We start from the raw sequence: 17,442 nt of genomic DNA, 5'->3' as shown, positions 1-17,442 counted from the left end.
AAATGGCAATCTAATCTAGTTATGTACCTAAAATATGTAGAAATCCCCTTTTTTGTGTATGTCATCTATTCACTAAGAAGATTGTTTGGTTAGTGTGTCTTTTTGCCTTTGCTCAACAAGGCGATCTAAAGAAACATATACAATACCTGCAACTACACATCCTACAGCTAAAATTGTAAATAGAAAGTGACCAAGTAATCGATCTAATAAAAAACCGCCCAAAAGTGGACCAAATGCGCTTCCTGTAATCCACTGCAAACTTGCAGCTCCCATATAAGTCCCTCTCAAATGCTCAGGGGCCAAATTTGCTACAAATGTCATCTGTACAGGCGACATAATCATTTCACCTAACGTATATAAAGCATAAACGAACAGTAGTGTTATTAAAATAATTGTAGCATTTGTATTAAATTCTCCAAACCACTTCGGTAACCACCCTATAAAAAATAATCCAATCCCGAATAAACATGCACCATATAACATCGTCTTCCCGACCGGTTTATCCGTAGCCCATTTTGAAATTTGAAACTGGAATAAAACAACTAATAGTCCGTTTAACGCCATTAAATATGGATATGGATTATTCGTTCCAAAAATATGCTTCATTTCATTATCAAAATGTAGTGGCAACATGCCTTCGGTTTGAGAAAACCCCATCGAAATGATAATGCCTGCTAATAAGTAAATCATTAATACCTTATCTCGCATTACAATTTTCCAAACTGTCCCAGCTTCCTTTTCTTTATGTTCTTCCTTATCTGTCCTTTTTGGCATCGTCTCTTGAATAAGAAGTAATACAAGTAACGCATAAAATAGCATTGTAGAAGAGGCAATAATAAACACAAGGTTCTTTGACAACACAACTACTGATGCTCCCATTATCGGACCAATCGCAGCACCTATATTGTGTCCCATTCGTAATAAACCATATGCCTCTGTTCTTTTTTCTGGTGCCGTTACATCCGCGACCATAGCTGATGCAGCTGGATGAAATAAAGAATTACTCAACCCTAAAAAAATAGATAAAATTGCATATGGAATAAATCCTTCTATAAATAGAAAACCGAGCATTAATAATGCATTACTTGCCATAGAAAATATCATAATAGGCTTTCTTCCATATATGTCAGCAATTCTCCCTCCTATAAGTGATCCAAAACTTGCAGCAATTGGAGAAAGCGCCATAATAACCCCAACTTCCAACAACGAATCTACCTTATCTTTTAAATATAATGCAAAAAAAGGCATTAACATCATCATTGCAATTCCATTTAACGTCTCTCCAATAAATCGAATCCATACGTTACGGTCCATCTCCCTTAACTCACGCCACGTATTTTTCATCATTTCACCCCTTTAGTTAGCCAACAATTATCTTATAATAAGTTCAAAAAAATGTAAATTTTCAAATAAAAAAATCCATTCTAACAGAATTAGAATGGATTTTTTCGCTTATAAATTTGCAACATCTTCTTCTTTTTTACTATTATTTAAAGCACTATGTTTTCGGCTATATAAAAAGTAAACCGCTATACCAATAACCATCCATATCCCAAAACTAATCCATGCTGTCCCTGATAATTGAAGCATTAAGTATAAACAGAAGATCACTGTTAATGCTGGTAAAAATGGTACAAGCGGAGCCTTAAATGCCCTTGGTAAGTCTGGATGTGTTCTTCTCATTACGATTACCGCAACAGCTACGAGTGCAAATGCTGACAATGTCCCCATATTTACAAGATGTGCTAAAACATTTAAATCTATTAATCCTGAAATCAGTGCCGCAATAATTCCCGTTGTCCATGTATTTAAAAATGGCGTTTTAAATTTCGGATGAACTTTAGCAAGACGCTTCGGTAGTAAACCATCTCGACTCATCGCATAAGAAACACGAACTTGTCCATACATCATAACTAGCATTACTGTTGTAATTCCTGTAATTGCTCCTACTGAAATTACCCCCGCTAAACCATCTTGTCCAATAAATTGAAGTGCAAAAGCAACTGGATCTGATATATTTAGCTGTCCGTATGGAACAATTCCTGTCAAAATAAGCGAAACAACGATATAAAGAACTGTACAAATTAATAACGATGCAATAATACCAATTGGTAAATCACGTTGCGGACGTTTCACTTCTTCTGCCGCTGTTGAAACTGCATCAAATCCTATAAATGCGAAGAATACTGTAGCCGCTCCAGCCATTACACCATCTAAACCAAATGGGATAAAAGGCGTCCAGTTTTCAGGTTTCACATAATTAAAACCAGCAAAGATAAAAATAAGAACAACTGCTATTTTAATAAATACCATAATGTTATTTACTCGTGCACTTTCACGAACACCCCTAGATAAAAGAACTGTCATCACTAAAATAATTAGAACTGCAGGTAGATCAATTATTCCACCCTTACCTGTACCAGGAGCCGAGGAGAGAATAGTCGGAATATGAATTCCAAACCCCTTTAATAAAGATTGAAAATATGCAGACCAACCGTTCGCTACAGCAGATGTAGCAAGTAAATATTCCAGCATTAAGTCCCAGCCAATTAAAAATGCGAATACTTCTCCCATCGTCGCGTATGTATACGTATACACACTGCCCGAGACAGGAACTGAAGAAGCAAATTCAGCATAACAAAATGCAGCAAAGGCACAAGCTAGAGCGGCAATCGCAAATGATAATATAATAGCTGGCCCAGAATGTTTCGCTGCCACAACACCCGTTAGAACAAAAATACCAGTTCCAACAATTGCTCCGATTCCAAGCATAGTTAAATCTAGCGCGCCCAATGTTCTTGCTAACGTTTTTTGCTTACTTTCTTGCATTAACTTTGCAATTGGCTTCTTTTGAAAAATTTGCTTCATCTTTCACTCCTCCAAGTTTTAAATTTTCTGAAAATTTTTAATTCGCTTTTTTATTTTACTCATTACGCTTTTCCTAGTCAATACTTTTGTCGAAACAAGTAGAAATTCTTCTGAATATGCACAATCCTTATTATTCTTTCTATATATCTTCCCATTATTTTTTTGGTATTATTATACATGTCGATTCCGTGAACAAGGCATGCCCCCTTATTGAGAGCATGCCTTTTTTACTTATTTCACAGTATATGAACCTTGTTCAATCCAGCTATACATATACTTTTCATCTTCTGTTTCATGTGCTTGTTTTACAATACGAAGCGGACGGAATGTGTCTATCATAACAGCTAATTCAAGCGTCTCTTTCTTCCCTATACTTGCCTCTGTTTTCCCCGGATGCGGTCCATGGGGAATCCCGCTCGGATGAAGTGTAATAGAACCTTCTTCCACACCTTTGCGACTCATAAAGTTTCCTTCTACATAGTAAAGAACTTCATCACTATTAACATTACTATGATAATATGGTGCCGGAATTGACTCTGGATGATAATCGTATAAACGTGGTACGAAAGAGCAAATAACAAAATTATGTCCTTCAAATGTTTGATGTACTGGCGGTGGCTGATGAATGCGCCCTGTAATTGGTTCAAAATCCTCTACATTAAATACCCACGGATATAAATAGCCATCCCATCCCACAACATCTAACGGGTGGTGTCCTAAAACATGTTTATGCATATAGCCTCTTGATTTTGTCATTACGACAAACTCGCCTTTTTCATCATATGTCTCTAATTTTTCTGGACCACGAAGATCTCTTTCACAAAACGGACTATGCTCTAACAATTGTCCGTATTCATTTCGATAACGACGCGGCGTTGTAATTTGGCTATTCGCCTCTACAACAAGAAACTTAGTCTCTCCTTCATCTGGAATAACACGATAAATCGTTCCAATTGGAATCGTTACATAGTCGCCTTTTCTATAGTGAATCGTTCCAAACATCGTTTCAATTTTCCCTGTTCCATAATGAACAAATAACATTTCGTCGCCATCACCATTACGATAGAAATAATCCATTTTTTCTGTTGGACTCACTACTCCAATTAATAAATCTTCATTTCCAAGTATGAAATTCCGTCCACTTATTGCATCACCACTTTTTTTACTTTCTTTCGTTCGAAAGTGGCGATGAGAAAGAGCAACATCCTCTTCATACTGCAACTGACAAGAATGCGATAATGCAGAATGACCTACTTCTGTGGGCATATAATGATGATACAAAATAGACTGCGTACCAGAAAAACCTTTTGTTCCCATTACCTGTTCACGATAAAGCGATCCATCTTTTTTACGAAATTGTACATGTCGTTTATGAGGTAGTTCTCCCATGTGACGATAAAACATGCCCATCACCCGCTTCCTTTTCTTTTTTGATCGTATTACGTAGTGTACCTAAACCAGTAATCGACAGTTCTACAACATCTCCATCTTGTAGCCACTCTTCTGTACCCAGTTCTAAAATACATCCTGTTCCTACTGTCCCAGAACCAATCACATCTCCTGGATATAACGTAACGTCCTCTGAAGCACGTTCAATCATTTCAGCAAATGTATAGTAAATATCTTGGAAGTTTCCTTTTGATAATAGTTTTCCATTTACATGAGCAGTCATTTCTAAATTATATCTATCACCATTACGATAAACGTCTAATTCCTCTTTCGTAACAAGATGTGCTCCTAAAGAAGTTGCAAAGTCTTTTCCTTTCGCTGGACCGAGACCTACTTTCATTTCTGTTGCTTGTAAGTCTCTCGCACTCCAGTCGTTCATAATACAATAACCAAAAATATATTCCTCTGCTTGCTCACGAGAAATATTTCGCCCTTCTCTTCCTATTACGCAAGCAATCTCCAACTCATAATCAAGCTTTTTAGACTTTTTCGGACCAATTACAAAATCACTGGAACCAATTACAGCACGATGATTAGTAAAATAAAAAACCGGAATATCATACCATTCAGGCACAACATCTAATCCTCTTCGTCCGCGAGCTGTTTTTACATGTTGTTCAAATGCGTAAAAATCTCGAATACTACTCGGATTAGGAAGAGCAGCTGTCAATTGTACTTCTTCTAAAGCATATATACCCTTATTTGGATTCTTAATATTCCGCACTACCTCTACATACTCATCCGCTTTCTCTAAAAAAGCAATCATAGAAGAAGGGATTTTCCCTTCACTAGCAAGATTCATATCTATTACTTTGTCACCTTCAAGCCATCCAGCCCGTAGTTCTTTTGAAGGAAGACGAAATGTAACAAATTTCATCCTGATTCCTCCTTATAAAAATGAAATTTCCACCAGCAAAGGGACTTTTGCTGGTGGATACAAATCTTATAAGTTTCCGCGACGCTCTTGTTCTCTTTCAATTGATTCGAATAACGCTTTAAAGTTTCCTTCACCAAATCCACGAGAACCTTTACGTTGAATGATTTCAATAAATAAAGTCGGGCGATCTACAATTGGTTTCGTAAAGATTTGTAGTAAGTAACCTTCATCATCACGATCTACTAAAATCTTTAATTCTTTTAACTTATCAATTTCTTCATCGATTTTTCCAACTCGTGCAGTTAACTCATCATAATAAGTATCAGGTGTATCTAAAAACTCCACCCCATTTGCACGAAGCGCTTCAACTGTTTTAACAATATCACTTGTTAATAAAGCAAGATGTTGTACACCAGCTCCATTATAGAATTCTAGATACTCTTGAATTTGTGACTTTCTCTTTCCATCTGCTGGTTCGTTAATAGGAAACTTAATACGACTTCCATTCGTCATAACTTTCGACATTAACGCCGAATACTCTGTACTAATATCGTCATCATCAAAATGAATCATTTGTTTAAAGCCCATAACATTCTCGTAATAACTAACCCACTCTTCCATTTTTTCAACATTACCAACTACATGATCAACAGCAATTAAACCAGACTCTTCAAATGGAATATTAAATTCTACCTTTTGGAATCCTGGCATAAATGCCCCTTTATAATTTTTACGCTCTACAAGCGTATGAATTGTATCACCATACGTACCAATAACTGCTTTTTTCAATGTACCGTCCTCATCTGTTAATTCCTGCGGTGGAGCAATTGCGACGGCACCACGTTTCACTGCTTCTGAGTATGCTTTATCAACATCATCAACAAGTAGTGCCACATCCTTCACGCCATCACCATGAGTCTTTACAAACTCTGCAATACGATTTTCACTACTTAAAGCTCCAGACACAACGAAACGCATATTTTTTTGCACAAGAACATAAGATACCTTTTCACGGTTTCCAGTTTCTAATCCAGAGTAAGCCACAATTTTGAATCCGAACGCTCTCGCAAGATAATAACTCGATTGCTTTGCATTCCCTACGTAAAATTCCAAATGATCTACATCACGTACTGGAAAAAAGTCCTCCATTTGTGCAGCTAGCGTATCCATAGATTTTTGTTTCATAATATCTTCATCCCCCTGTAAATAGATTAAATGGTCCATACTTAAAACCAACCGAAAACGCTTCCAACGTTAATTAATAGAAATTAGTTAGCAAGCTAACAAATTCTGACCTTTAAAATTTTCTATCTTTTCTGTCAAATTCCTCTTTTTTTCTTACATATAAAATTCGACTTTTTTCTCTTTGAAATAAAGCGGGATTTTATTCAGTGGATTTTTGATTATTCGTTGAATCAAGTTTCAACCGCAACGTTTAATTAGCCATGCATGCTGGATAATGAGGTAACTTTAATACTTGAGGGGATATAAGAAGAATATAAAAAAGACTCCAACATATTAACTACTTACTAATACGTTAGAGTCTTTATTTTTTTTGAATGATTGTATTTATATATCTCATACTAATACATTTGCAAGGAATAGAATAAATGATGTTAATATTACCGCTCCACCTAAGGATCCTAATAAATCTGTTTTTGTTACTTGAAACACTTGTTCACTGTTCATATCCCTCATTCTCCTTCCTTTTTTGTTTGATTTAAAACTTCTATTATACTAATACACTTGATAAAAATACGATTAATGCTGTTAATACTACCGCTCCACTTGCTGATCCTACGAAGTCACCTTTTGTTACTTGTAATACTTGCTCTTTCATATCTTTCATTCTCCCTTCCTTTTCTTTTGTTACAAAGCTTCTATTATACTAATACGCTTGATAGAAATACGATTAACGCTGTTAATACTACTGCTCCACTTGCTGATCCTACGAAGTCACCTTTTGTTACTTGTAATACTTGCTCTTTCATATCTTTCATTCTCCCTTCCTTTTCTTTTGTTACAAAGCTTCTATTATACTAATACGCTTGATAGAAATACGATTAACGCTGTTAATACTACCGCTCCACTTGCTGATCCTACGAAATCACCTTTTGTTACTTGTAATACTTGCTCTTTCATACCTTTCATTCTCCCTTCCTTTTCTTTTGTTACAAAGCTTCTATTATACTAATACGCTTGATAGAAATACGATTAATGCTGTTAATACTACCGCTCCACTTGCTGATCCTACGAAATCACCTTTTGTTACTTGTAATACTTGCTCTTTCATATCATTTATCCTCCCTTTTTATAAGTTATCTATATGTAATTTCTAAGAAATGTTTATTTCATAGTTTTTATGTTAACGTTACATTAAATTTGATAACGTAACGTTTGTAACATTAATGTAACATAACTATTATTACGTTGCAATATAATTACGTAAAATTTATTACACTTTTTTTACGTTTTTTTATAATAACCCTCAAAAACCTTTATTTAATGCGTTTTTCACTTAGTTCACGTTTGTAACATTCGTGTAACATTACAGTCATAAAGTGAAATGTCGTCATATTCCTCTCTATTTTTGTTACAAATCGTTTATTTAGTGACACTAAACCTATCTAATCTTTACTTACTTTTAATATGAGATAAAATACCGTCTTTCCAAGATAAGTTTATATGTTTCCTCTATATAACTATGTATAATAAAAACAAAGAGGTGGTCATTTTGAAATTAATCGCATTAGATATGGATGGTACACTACTATCATCTAATCTTGAAATCTCCAAAGAAAACCTACAAGCAATCCAAACTGCACAAGAAGCTGGTCATATTGTAATGATCTGTTCTGGTCGTGCGAAAGAGGATGCTTTAAAGCTATTGGAAGAATATAAATTATCTCTTCCAGTCGGAGCAAGCAATGGGGCTATTGTTTATGTGGATGGAAAAGTAATTAACTCGCGTTGTATACAAAACGACAAAGTTTACAAACTTGCAAAATTACTAGAATCTGAAGGTTTCCCATATAAGCTATATACGAATAAAGGAGTTTATTCTCCATATACATGGCAAGATCAAGTGATGCAAGCATTCGAAGAAAATAAGCATGCGCTTGATGTTACATTAGAGGAACTTGAACGAATTACAGAAAAGCAAAAGAAATCGAACCTAATTACTGATTTCAAAAAAATAGAAGATGTTGTAAATAACCAAGAACTAGAAATATCTAAATTCTTCATTTTAACGTTTAATGCAGCGCATCGCGCACAACTATTAAGTATATTACAAGAAGATGCTGATATTATGGTTACAGCATCGGCTCCTACTAACTTAGAAATTATGGATAAGAATGGACATAAAGGAAACGGGATACAGCAGATGGCAGCTCATTTTAATATCCCTATTGAAGATACAGTTGCTATTGGTGATAATTTTAATGATGTACCGATGTTAGAAGTAGCAGGCTTATCTGTTGCAATGGGCAACGCTGAAGAAGATGTAAAAAAGCTATGTGATGTTGTAACACTAACAAACAATGAACATGGTGTTGCTCACGCAATCGAGCAATTTGTATTGAAACAAACTTCATCTATTAAATAAAAAAAGGACTCTTTCAATTTGAAAGAGTCCTTTTTTATACGTGATGACAAGCAACAAAATGCTCTGCACCAACATTACGGAATTCTGGTACTATTTTTTTACAAACATCCGTTGCAAATGGGCAACGTGTATGAAAACGACAGCCCGAAGGTGGATTTGCTGGACTTGGAATATCCCCTTCTAGTATAATTCGCTCTCGCTTCACTGTTGGATCTGGTATTGGAACAGCTGATAACAATGCTTTCGTATAAGGATGTAGCGGATTGGTAAATAACTCATCACGCGGTGCTGTCTCCACAATCGTACCTAAATACATAATTCCGATTTTCGTACATAAATGTTCTACTACACTTAAATCATGCGAAATGAATAAATAAGATAATCCCTTTTTCTCTTGTAACTCACTAAATAAATTAATAATTTGTGCTTGGATAGATACATCTAGTGCCGCCACAGGTTCATCAGCTACAATAAATTCCGGATTTAATACCATAGCTCTTGCGATTACGATACGCTGACGTTGTCCACCAGAAAACTCATAGGGATACCGGTCAATATGATAAGGAGCTAATCCACATAACTCCAATACTTCAATTACCTTTTCACGAACATTTTCTTTCGTCGCTAATCCGTGGGCCAACATTGGCTCTCCAAGCGCTTCTCCAATTCTCATTCTCGGATTTAATGAGCTAAATGGATCTTGGAAAACGAGCTGCATATTAGGGCGATGTTTTCTTAATTCATCCTTGGATAAAGAATGAACATCTTTCCCTTTAAACTTCACTTCTCCCTCCGTTTTTTGAACGAGGCGTAAAATTGTTTTTCCTATTGTTGTTTTTCCGCTCCCTGATTCGCCAACGAGACCAAACACTTCACCTTTATTAATAGTAAAACTTACTCCATCAACCGCTTTTACATGCCCAATTGTTCTACTAAATACGCCACCCTTAATTGGAAAATATGTCTTTAGATTTTTCACCTCTAATAATGGTTCACTCATTGTTCCGCACGCTCCTCATATAACCAGCAAGCTACTTTATGATTTTCATCATTTACATTTAGATTTGGGGCTTCTTTTTCACATATTTCCATACAATGCTCACAACGCCCACTAAAGTAGCAAAACTCACCTAAACCAACTAAATTCGGAACTTGCCCTGGAATAGAATATAGTTTATCTATTCGTTTTCCCATTACTGGTTTTGATTTCAATAATCCTTTCGTATAAGGATGTTTTGGATTTTGGAATATCTCTAGTACTGGGGCTTCTTCGATAACTTTCCCGCCATACATAACGACAACATAATCAGCCATTTCCGCTACGACACCTAAGTCATGTGTAATTAATAAAATCGACGTTTTAAATTCTTCTTTCACTTGTCTTAGTAGATCCAATATTTGAGCCTGAATGGTAACATCAAGAGCTGTTGTTGGTTCATCCGCAATTAATAACTTAGGATTACAACTAAGTGCAACAGCAATCATAATACGTTGTAACATCCCGCCGCTCAGTTCATGCGGATAAGAATGGACGATTTCATCAGCGCGGGCTATGCCAACTTTACGAATTAACTCAATTGCCTTCTTATATGCTTCATTTTTACTAAGTAATTCATGCTCCCTTAACGTTTCTACAATTTGCTCTCCTACAGTGAAGACGGGGTTTAGCGATGTCATCGGTTCTTGGAAAATCATCGCAATATCATTCCCTCGTAAACTACGAAGCTCTTTCTCTTTCATTCCTAAAAGACTTTTTCCTTCATATAAAATATCTCCACCTACTACACTGCCTGATTCAGCAATAAGTCCCATAATAGATAACGCCGTTACACTTTTTCCGCAACCAGATTCACCTACAACACAAACAGTTTCACCTTCTCGAACAGAAAAACTAACATGATTCACAGCTTTTACTGTCCCTTCTTCTGTCTGAAAGTGTGTTTGTAAATCTTTCAGCTCTACTACCGCTTTACTCATATCTCCTCACCTACCGTCTCATCTTTGGATCTAATGCATCACGAAGTGCATCACCAAGTAAATTAATTGATACAATTGTTATAAAGATTGCAAAACCAGGCGGAATCCATAACCATGGACGCTTTTGGAAATCGATTAATGAGTTAGCTGCGCTAATCATGTTCCCCCATGATGGTGTAGGTGGAACGACTCCAAGACCTAAGTAACTTAGTGCGGATTCTCCCAAAATAGAACCTGCAACACCTAATGTAGATACGACAATTAAAATAGGTAAAACATTAGGTATTAAGTGATATATAATTTTCCGGTAATCTTTTATTCCTAACACATCCGCAGCTTGCATAAATGCTTGCTCCCTAAGTGATAAAATTTGCCCTCTTACAAGGCGTGCAAGCCCTGGCCAACCTACTAAACTTAAAATAATCATAATGACATACAAACGATAATCAGACGGTACTTTCCACTCTGATAAAATCGCACCCATTATAATAAGTAACGGTAATCCTGGCATCGACATTAAAATATCTGCAAGTCGCATAATAATATTGTCCACAATACCACGATAAAAACCTGCAATCGCTCCTAATAAAGCTCCAAGTATAACCGATAAAACCATTGAAGCTAAACCAATGGTTAATGAAATACGTCCCGCTTGCATAAGCCTTGTTAAAATATCTCTTCCTAATTGATCTGTACCAAGCCAATGAGAAAAACTAGGTGGTTTGTTAATGAGCGCAACTTGTATTTTTCCTGATGCATATGGAGAAAAGAACGGACCGATAAAACAAAATAAAAACATAAAAATTAATGCATAAAACCCTACAAGTGCCATCTTATTTTTCTTTATCTTTTTAAAAGCTTGTCGCCATGGTGATGATTCATTTCTTCTCTTTTTTTCTTTTTTTTCTGTAATTACTGTAACAGTCTCCATTTCTTTCCCCCCTTACTTCAACCGAATTCTTGGATCAACAACTGCATATACGATATCTGCTAAAAAGTTTGAAACGATTGTTAAACAAGAAAGAAACATCGTAAATGCCATCAATACTGTATAGTCACGGAAATTTAATGCTTCTAATTGAATATTACCAATCCCTGGCCAGTTAAAAATTTGTTCAATAATAATTGCCCCAGAAAACAATCCAGGTAATTCAAATGCTAATAACGTAATTGCCGGTAAAATTGCATTTTTTAATGCATGCTTATAAATAACCGTCTTCTCCTTCAAACCTTTCGCTCTTGCTGTTCGTATGTAATCTTGTCTTACAACCTCTAACATACTTGTTCTAAAATAACGAGTTAGCGAGCCGACCCCAAGAAGTGTCAAAATAAATACTGGTAAAATCATATGTTTTGCAACTTCTATCACGTAAGCAAATCCTGTTGAATTACTGCCAACATCAATCATTCCACCTATCGGTAATAACTTAAAGTCAACCGCAAACACCTTAATTAAAAACAAACCGATAAAGAATGAAGGGAATGACATTGCTGCAAAAACACCGATTGTTACAAGTTTATCGAATAAAGAATGTTGCTTCGTCGCCGAGAATACACCGATAATAAGTGCAATTAGCCAAATAAAAAACAATGCAATAATTGCTACACTAAAAGAATTCCAAATAAATTTATTTAATAATGACGTTACAGGCTCTTGATATTGAAGCGAGAAGCCAAAGTCCCCTTGCAATGCATTACCTAACCAATGAAAATAACGCTCAACAATTGGTTTGTTCAACCCATATAACTCCCTCAGTTCAGCTGCTCTTTCTGGTGTAATTTTCGGGTTTGAATCAATATAATCCCCAGGAAGAAGTGCGAACAGGACGAAGATAATAATTGATGTACCAAGCAGTGTAGGAATCATTTGTAACAACCTACGAACAATATATGTTTTCACCCTTTTTCTCTCCAATCTTATGCTTAAAATAGAAGAACATTTTTTCAAAGCGGCACATTACTAACCGAATGAAAAAATGTCTTCTACTTATACATTCTTATCGTTATTTTTCAAATGATAATACTGGTAAGTTTGCACTAATACTGTTGTACTTTTCAGGATCAATTCCTTTTATATTCCCGTTATAACCAGTAATTGTTCTACGGTAGTTTAATAGAATTACTGGTGGATCATCACTTAATTCTTTATACAATTCTTTATAAATAGGTTTACGCTTTTCGATATCTACAGTTTCAATACCTTTTTGAATTAGCTCATCTACTTTTGCATTCTTATAACCAAGACTAGTTTCATTTGCAGTAGACAAATATTCACCAGCTGTTTCACTCGGATCACTTGTAATCGGTGTCGAAACAGAAGCTAAATCATAATCCCCTTTGTTTACCTTAGAAAGCATCGTATTAAAGTCCATAAATTCAGGATTAAACTCTACACCTATTTCTTTATAATTCTCTTTCGCAATCGGAATTAATAAATCACTATCTTTAGCCGAACTTGGACCGAAATAAGAAAGTTTTAATTTTTGACCATCTTTTTCACGAATTCCATCCGAACCAACTTTCCACCCTGCTTCATCTAATAATTTTTTCGCTTTTTCTTTATCGTATTCGTATTTATTAACTCCTTCTTCCGTATAAGCCCAAGAAGTTGGATGAATTGGTACATTGGCTACTGTACCGTATCCTTTTAACGCTGTATCAACATATTTTTTGCGGTCTAATCCGTAAATAAGTGCTTGGCGAACCTTTTTATCCTTTAAGTAAGGCTTATTATTATTCATATAAATATAACTAAATGACGGTGCTGTTTCGATTTGGATATTGGCGAATTCTAAAGCCTTAGCCTGTTCAAGAACCTCATCACCAGTACCTAAGCCAGTATGGTCAACTTCTCCTGTTTGGAATAACTGAAGCTTCGTATCACCAGAAGTAATTTTATAAATGAAGTTTTGAATTTTTGGTTTACCCGCATAATAATTTTCGTTTGCTACAAAACGAACTTCTTGACCTGGAATATACTTTTCAAATTTATATGGACCCGCAGCTAATGGCTTTCCATATAAATCTTTTAAGTAATCTAAGCTTGTATTTTGCTTATAATCTTTTCCATAATAAGCTTTTGATAGTACTGTACCTCCTAAAACAAATATAGCTTGTGAATTCACTTTTTCAGTTGTAATTTTAATTGTTTGTGGATCAACAACTTGAATACCTTCAATTGAAGTTGCTTTTCCTTCCTTATATTCTTTACCACCTTTAACCGCATATTGAGAGATATCTACTTCACCTTCATATGCCTTATCATGTAAAAGCGTCAATGTGAAAGCTACATCATCCGCCGTTAATGGCGATCCATCACTAAATTTCAAATCTTTACGTAAATGGAATGTATATGTTAACTGATCAGAAGAAACGTCCCACTTCTCAGCTAATTCTGGAATTGGTTTCCCTTGTTTATCGGTTGATACGAGAGATGCAAAAATAACTGAAGTTACGTTTCCATCCCAACCATTTTGTTGGAAGTATGGCAAAAATACGCCGCCTGGCTTACTAATACCAACTACTAACGTATCTTTTCTATTCTTCGCTTTGTCTGGCACTTTCGTTTTATCTGTCGCAGCGATCTTTTCAATTTTCACATTTTTTAAATCCTGCTGTTTAACCGGCTCTGTAGAAGCCGCGTCCTCCTGTCCCCCACAAGCAGACAACACAAGCGAACTACTCATTAATACCGAAAATACACCAGCCCATTTTTTTGTCTTTTTCTTCATTGTCCCCACCCTAACTTTTTATGATTATACCCTCTGAACGAATTACCTTATGTATGCCTCCCACAGCAACATTTATAGCCAATCGGAAAAGTCGGTTTTAATCGTAAAAAAATAGATGTTTTTGAGGGGTAACAATCTTATTCCGACCTTTCAGGTAGACTTTATGGTTATTAGCTTATATCGTTCATTATGTTTTGTCAATTCTTTCTAAATAAATATTTTGAGAATTTTTCCAAAATTATCACTCTACATTTATACTTTAAGAAAACTCAGCTATAATTCGTATTAAAAAACTTAAAAATCTACTTCTATTCCTTCAACATGAAACATAGAATACTAATAAACAATTACCAAAAAGGGGGCGAAAATATGGACAACCTATTCCAATACGTCCTGCACTACGTATTATTAACAATTATGATAGTCGGAGCGCTATTACTATTCCCGTTCTTCCCAAAGTTCGTCCTCTTTTTAGCTTTTTTTATCATGCTCGGGATCGCTATTATAATTTCAACGAGAGAAGATGCCACGCAAAAAGAGAGCAGGGTTCAGCGCGTAAAGCTGTAACTTTGCTCTCTTTTCGTTTTCATTCACTAGTCTCTTTTATACATATTTATCCCGCTATTTGCCGGGCAGTAAGAACCCCACCTCAAAATTCAGCGAAAGCAAAAGAAGTTAGGTCGGGGTCGGGCTGCCCGTAAAAGCCCTCACTTTATCTCTCGGGAAATAATTAGCCTTTGTTTTTGTGATTACTCCTATTGAAAAGCCACTAATGACATTTATTTTTCACCTTATCATTTCATACGCTTCACAAGCTATGCAAATTGAGGAACACGGATTTATCTAAGTTACTGTTTCACGTGAAACACATCGTTTCATTTAATCTTTAAAGCAAAATATCATTATGAAAAAGCCACTTCCTCCAACAAAACTGAAAGGAAGTGGCTTTCTACTCTTTACTCCACAATATTCTCTAACTCACTATATAACTTCGCTCGTAACAACTCTTTCATCGTTTTTTCCTCATATAATTTTTCAAGTCTTTCAACATCAGCTACATGTTCCATTTCACATTCTATTGCATATATATCTTCTTCTACATGCATTAACTCATTTTCAATCTCTTCAAGATTCCTAGCTTTTTTCTCTTTTACTGGAACCATTTCAACACTCTTTCTCCCTTGGCGTTTTTGCTTTATTACTTGCTTCTCAAGCTTTTCTTCCCATTTTTGACGAGCCCATGCATAGTTTCCTGCAAACTCAAATAATTTACATTCATCAATCCAGTACGTCTTTTCAAATAACTTATTTAAAAAATAACGATCATGTGAAACAGCTAGGATTGTTCCATTATATTGCTCAAGGGCTTCCTCTAAAACTTCCCTTGATTCAATATCAAGATGGTTTGTCGGCTCATCTAAAATTAGAAAATTGATGTCTTGATACATAAGTTGCGCAAGTCTTAACCTCATTTTTTCTCCACCGCTCAGTTGCGTTACTTTCTTAAATACTGCTGGACCATAAAATAAAAACTTAGCCAATATATGTCTTGCTTCTCCTTCTGTTACAGCTACATACTCTCTAAACGCTTCCAATACATTACTCTTCACATTTCCATACGTATGCTGTGATAAATAACCAATTTTGACACTACTACCAATTCGAATTTCACCAACGTCTGGATTTATTTCTTCTAATAGTAGTTTTAATAATGTAGTCTTTCCTGTACCATTACGACCAACGATAGCCGCACGCTCTTGAAAACGAACATGTAAATTCGCTTGTTCAAATAAAGGTCGTCCAGCAAAACCTTTACTCACTTCTTTCATTACAACAACATCTTTCCCGCTTCTCTCTTGCCCTTCAAACTGAAGACCCATCTGTTTTCGTTCTAAAATTGGCCTCTTTAATTTCTCTATACGTTCTAACGCACGTTCCATATTTCTCGCTCTTTTATGCAATCCTTCATTCGGAGGGTTCGCTTGATTTGCCCATTCACGTAGACGCTTAATTGCTTCTTTCATTTTCTTTATTTTCTTTTGTTGCTCCTGATAAGCTTGAAACTCTTGAAGTAATCTTTCTTCCTTCTCCTCAACGAACTGAGAATAATTCGTATGGTACACGTGAATCTCTCCATCTTCCAAATCAAAAATTTTCGTTACAACTTCATCAAGGAAATAGCGATCATGTGAAATAACTATAACTGTTCCAGTGTATTCTTTTAAAAATTGCTCTAACCATTCAACTGCAAATAAATCTAAATGATTTGTTGGTTCATCTAATAGAAGTAAATCTGGTTTCTGCAATAGCATATATGCAAGGCTTACTTTCGTCTGTTCTCCTCCACTTAATTCCGTAAATACTCTTGAAAATAAGTCTGTCACTTGTAAGCCATTTGCTACCTTCATTATATTTGCCTCGATTTCATAACCACCGAGAAATGCAAATTTTTCTTGAATGACTCCGTACCTCTCCATTAGCTTTTCCAAAGCAGATTGTTCCTGTTCCACCGCCATATTTTTTTCTAAAGCATGCATTTCTTTTTCTAATTCCTTTTCTACTTTAAAAGCAGAACTCAATACATCATATACAGTCATAACCTCATCAAACTTCGGAATTTGTGCGACATGACCAATACGTGTACCTTTCTTCATATGGATGGCTCCTGCATCCAAACTCTCCTTTCCCGTTAGAAGTCCAAAGATTGTTGTCTTCCCACTACCGTTACGACCAACTAACCCAACACGTTCACCATTCTTTATTTCAAGCGATATATTTTCAAATATGATGTTTCCACCAAAAGATTTCATTACATTATTTACACTACAAATAGTCATTTTCCGTACTCCTTTCAATATAAAAAACCATGAGAAAGAAACATTCCCCATGGTTTTCGGCATAGAAAAAGGAAGCCAAATAGCTCCCTTTTCACA

18 protein-coding genes are annotated in these 17,442 nt (G+C 35.6%); 2 read left to right on the top strand and 16 right to left on the bottom strand.

Translation table 11 applies throughout. From position 1 onward, the window contains the following. Positions 1–72: 72 nt before the first annotated feature. From MHH55_RS29555 to MHH55_RS29510, 10 genes are all read right to left on the bottom strand, one after another. Positions 73–1,344: an MDR family MFS transporter gene (locus tag MHH55_RS29555; RefSeq protein WP_000799718.1), complete on the bottom strand. Its 1,272-nt coding sequence runs from the start codon at positions 1,342–1,344 to the stop codon at positions 73–75. 108 nt (positions 1,345–1,452) lie between these two features. After that, positions 1,453–2,868: an amino acid permease gene (locus tag MHH55_RS29550; RefSeq protein ID WP_078186877.1), complete on the bottom strand. Its 1,416-nt coding sequence runs from the start codon at positions 2,866–2,868 to the stop codon at positions 1,453–1,455. A 231-nt stretch (positions 2,869–3,099) separates the two neighbouring features. Next, positions 3,100–4,272, bottom strand: coding sequence for a homogentisate 1,2-dioxygenase (locus MHH55_RS29545; RefSeq protein WP_013141710.1), 1,173 nt, complete (start codon positions 4,270–4,272; stop codon positions 3,100–3,102). Beyond that, the gene (locus MHH55_RS29540) at positions 4,238–5,194 is read right to left on the bottom strand and encodes a fumarylacetoacetate hydrolase family protein (RefSeq protein WP_000674004.1); all 957 of its coding nucleotides are present in this window, start codon (positions 5,192–5,194) and stop codon (positions 4,238–4,240) included. Before MHH55_RS29540 ends, MHH55_RS29545 begins: the two co-directional genes overlap by 35 nt. A gap of 66 nt (positions 5,195–5,260) precedes the next feature. Further along, on the bottom strand, positions 5,261–6,379 hold the full coding sequence (hppD, locus tag MHH55_RS29535; RefSeq protein ID WP_000810922.1) for a 4-hydroxyphenylpyruvate dioxygenase: 1,119 nt from the start codon (positions 6,377–6,379) through the stop codon (positions 5,261–5,263). 393 nt (positions 6,380–6,772) lie between these two features. Beyond that, positions 6,773–6,883 (bottom strand): DUF3948 family protein, encoded by a 111-nt coding sequence (locus MHH55_RS29530; RefSeq protein ID WP_001083690.1) that lies wholly within the window; start codon positions 6,881–6,883, stop codon positions 6,773–6,775. Between the two features lie 43 nt (positions 6,884–6,926). Further along, complete coding sequence (locus MHH55_RS29525) at positions 6,927–7,034, bottom strand: DUF3948 family protein (RefSeq protein WP_000664237.1); 108 nt, start codon at positions 7,032–7,034, stop codon at positions 6,927–6,929. A 43-nt stretch (positions 7,035–7,077) separates the two neighbouring features. Then, positions 7,078–7,194: a DUF3948 family protein gene (locus MHH55_RS29520; protein ID WP_000654250.1), complete on the bottom strand. Its 117-nt coding sequence runs from the start codon at positions 7,192–7,194 to the stop codon at positions 7,078–7,080. Between the two features lie 34 nt (positions 7,195–7,228). After that, entirely contained in the window at positions 7,229–7,336 is a 108-nt protein-coding gene (locus MHH55_RS29515) for a DUF3948 family protein (RefSeq protein WP_000664237.1), read from the bottom strand. Between the two features lie 43 nt (positions 7,337–7,379). Beyond that, the gene (locus MHH55_RS29510) at positions 7,380–7,487 is read right to left on the bottom strand and encodes a DUF3948 family protein (protein ID WP_000664237.1); all 108 of its coding nucleotides are present in this window, start codon (positions 7,485–7,487) and stop codon (positions 7,380–7,382) included. Between the two features lie 441 nt (positions 7,488–7,928). On the opposite strand from MHH55_RS29510, the gene MHH55_RS29505 reads away from it, so the two are divergent. Beyond that, a complete protein-coding gene (locus tag MHH55_RS29505) occupies positions 7,929–8,801 on the top strand; it encodes a Cof-type HAD-IIB family hydrolase (RefSeq protein WP_000766420.1) in 873 nt (290 codons plus the stop codon). Positions 8,802–8,835: 34 nt separating this feature from the next. On the opposite strand, the gene MHH55_RS29500 is transcribed toward MHH55_RS29505, so the two are convergent. The 5 genes from MHH55_RS29500 to MHH55_RS29480 form a co-directional block, all read right to left on the bottom strand. Continuing rightward, a complete protein-coding gene (locus MHH55_RS29500) occupies positions 8,836–9,801 on the bottom strand; it encodes an ABC transporter ATP-binding protein (protein WP_078186878.1) in 966 nt (321 codons plus the stop codon). After that, complete coding sequence (locus MHH55_RS29495) at positions 9,798–10,778, bottom strand: ABC transporter ATP-binding protein (RefSeq protein WP_000030789.1); 981 nt, start codon at positions 10,776–10,778, stop codon at positions 9,798–9,800. Before MHH55_RS29495 ends, MHH55_RS29500 begins: the two co-directional genes overlap by 4 nt. A gap of 10 nt (positions 10,779–10,788) precedes the next feature. Beyond that, positions 10,789–11,709: an oligopeptide ABC transporter permease gene (gene opp4C / locus MHH55_RS29490; protein WP_078186879.1), complete on the bottom strand. Its 921-nt coding sequence runs from the start codon at positions 11,707–11,709 to the stop codon at positions 10,789–10,791. Between the two features lie 12 nt (positions 11,710–11,721). Next, positions 11,722–12,678 carry an ABC transporter permease gene (locus MHH55_RS29485; protein WP_000860748.1) on the bottom strand — a complete coding sequence of 319 codons (957 nt, stop codon included), beginning with the start codon at positions 12,676–12,678 and terminating at the stop codon, positions 11,722–11,724. A gap of 103 nt (positions 12,679–12,781) precedes the next feature. Continuing rightward, positions 12,782–14,509, bottom strand: coding sequence for an ABC transporter substrate-binding protein (locus MHH55_RS29480; RefSeq protein ID WP_000730692.1), 1,728 nt, complete (start codon positions 14,507–14,509; stop codon positions 12,782–12,784). 369 nt (positions 14,510–14,878) lie between these two features. On the opposite strand from MHH55_RS29480, the gene MHH55_RS29475 reads away from it, so the two are divergent. Beyond that, complete coding sequence (locus tag MHH55_RS29475) at positions 14,879–15,076, top strand: hypothetical protein (RefSeq protein ID WP_000369254.1); 198 nt, start codon at positions 14,879–14,881, stop codon at positions 15,074–15,076. A 389-nt stretch (positions 15,077–15,465) separates the two neighbouring features. On the opposite strand, the gene abc-f is transcribed toward MHH55_RS29475, so the two are convergent. Continuing rightward, complete coding sequence (gene abc-f, locus MHH55_RS29470) at positions 15,466–17,397, bottom strand: ribosomal protection-like ABC-F family protein (protein WP_002025206.1); 1,932 nt, start codon at positions 17,395–17,397, stop codon at positions 15,466–15,468. Positions 17,398–17,442: the final 45 nt, after the last annotated feature.

This window comes from Bacillus sp. FSL K6-2944, from assembly GCF_038005385.1.
GTDB classification, from domain to species: domain Bacteria; phylum Bacillota; class Bacilli; order Bacillales; family Bacillaceae_G; genus Bacillus_A; species Bacillus_A cereus.
This window is presented reverse-complemented; position numbering and strand designations above follow the sequence as displayed.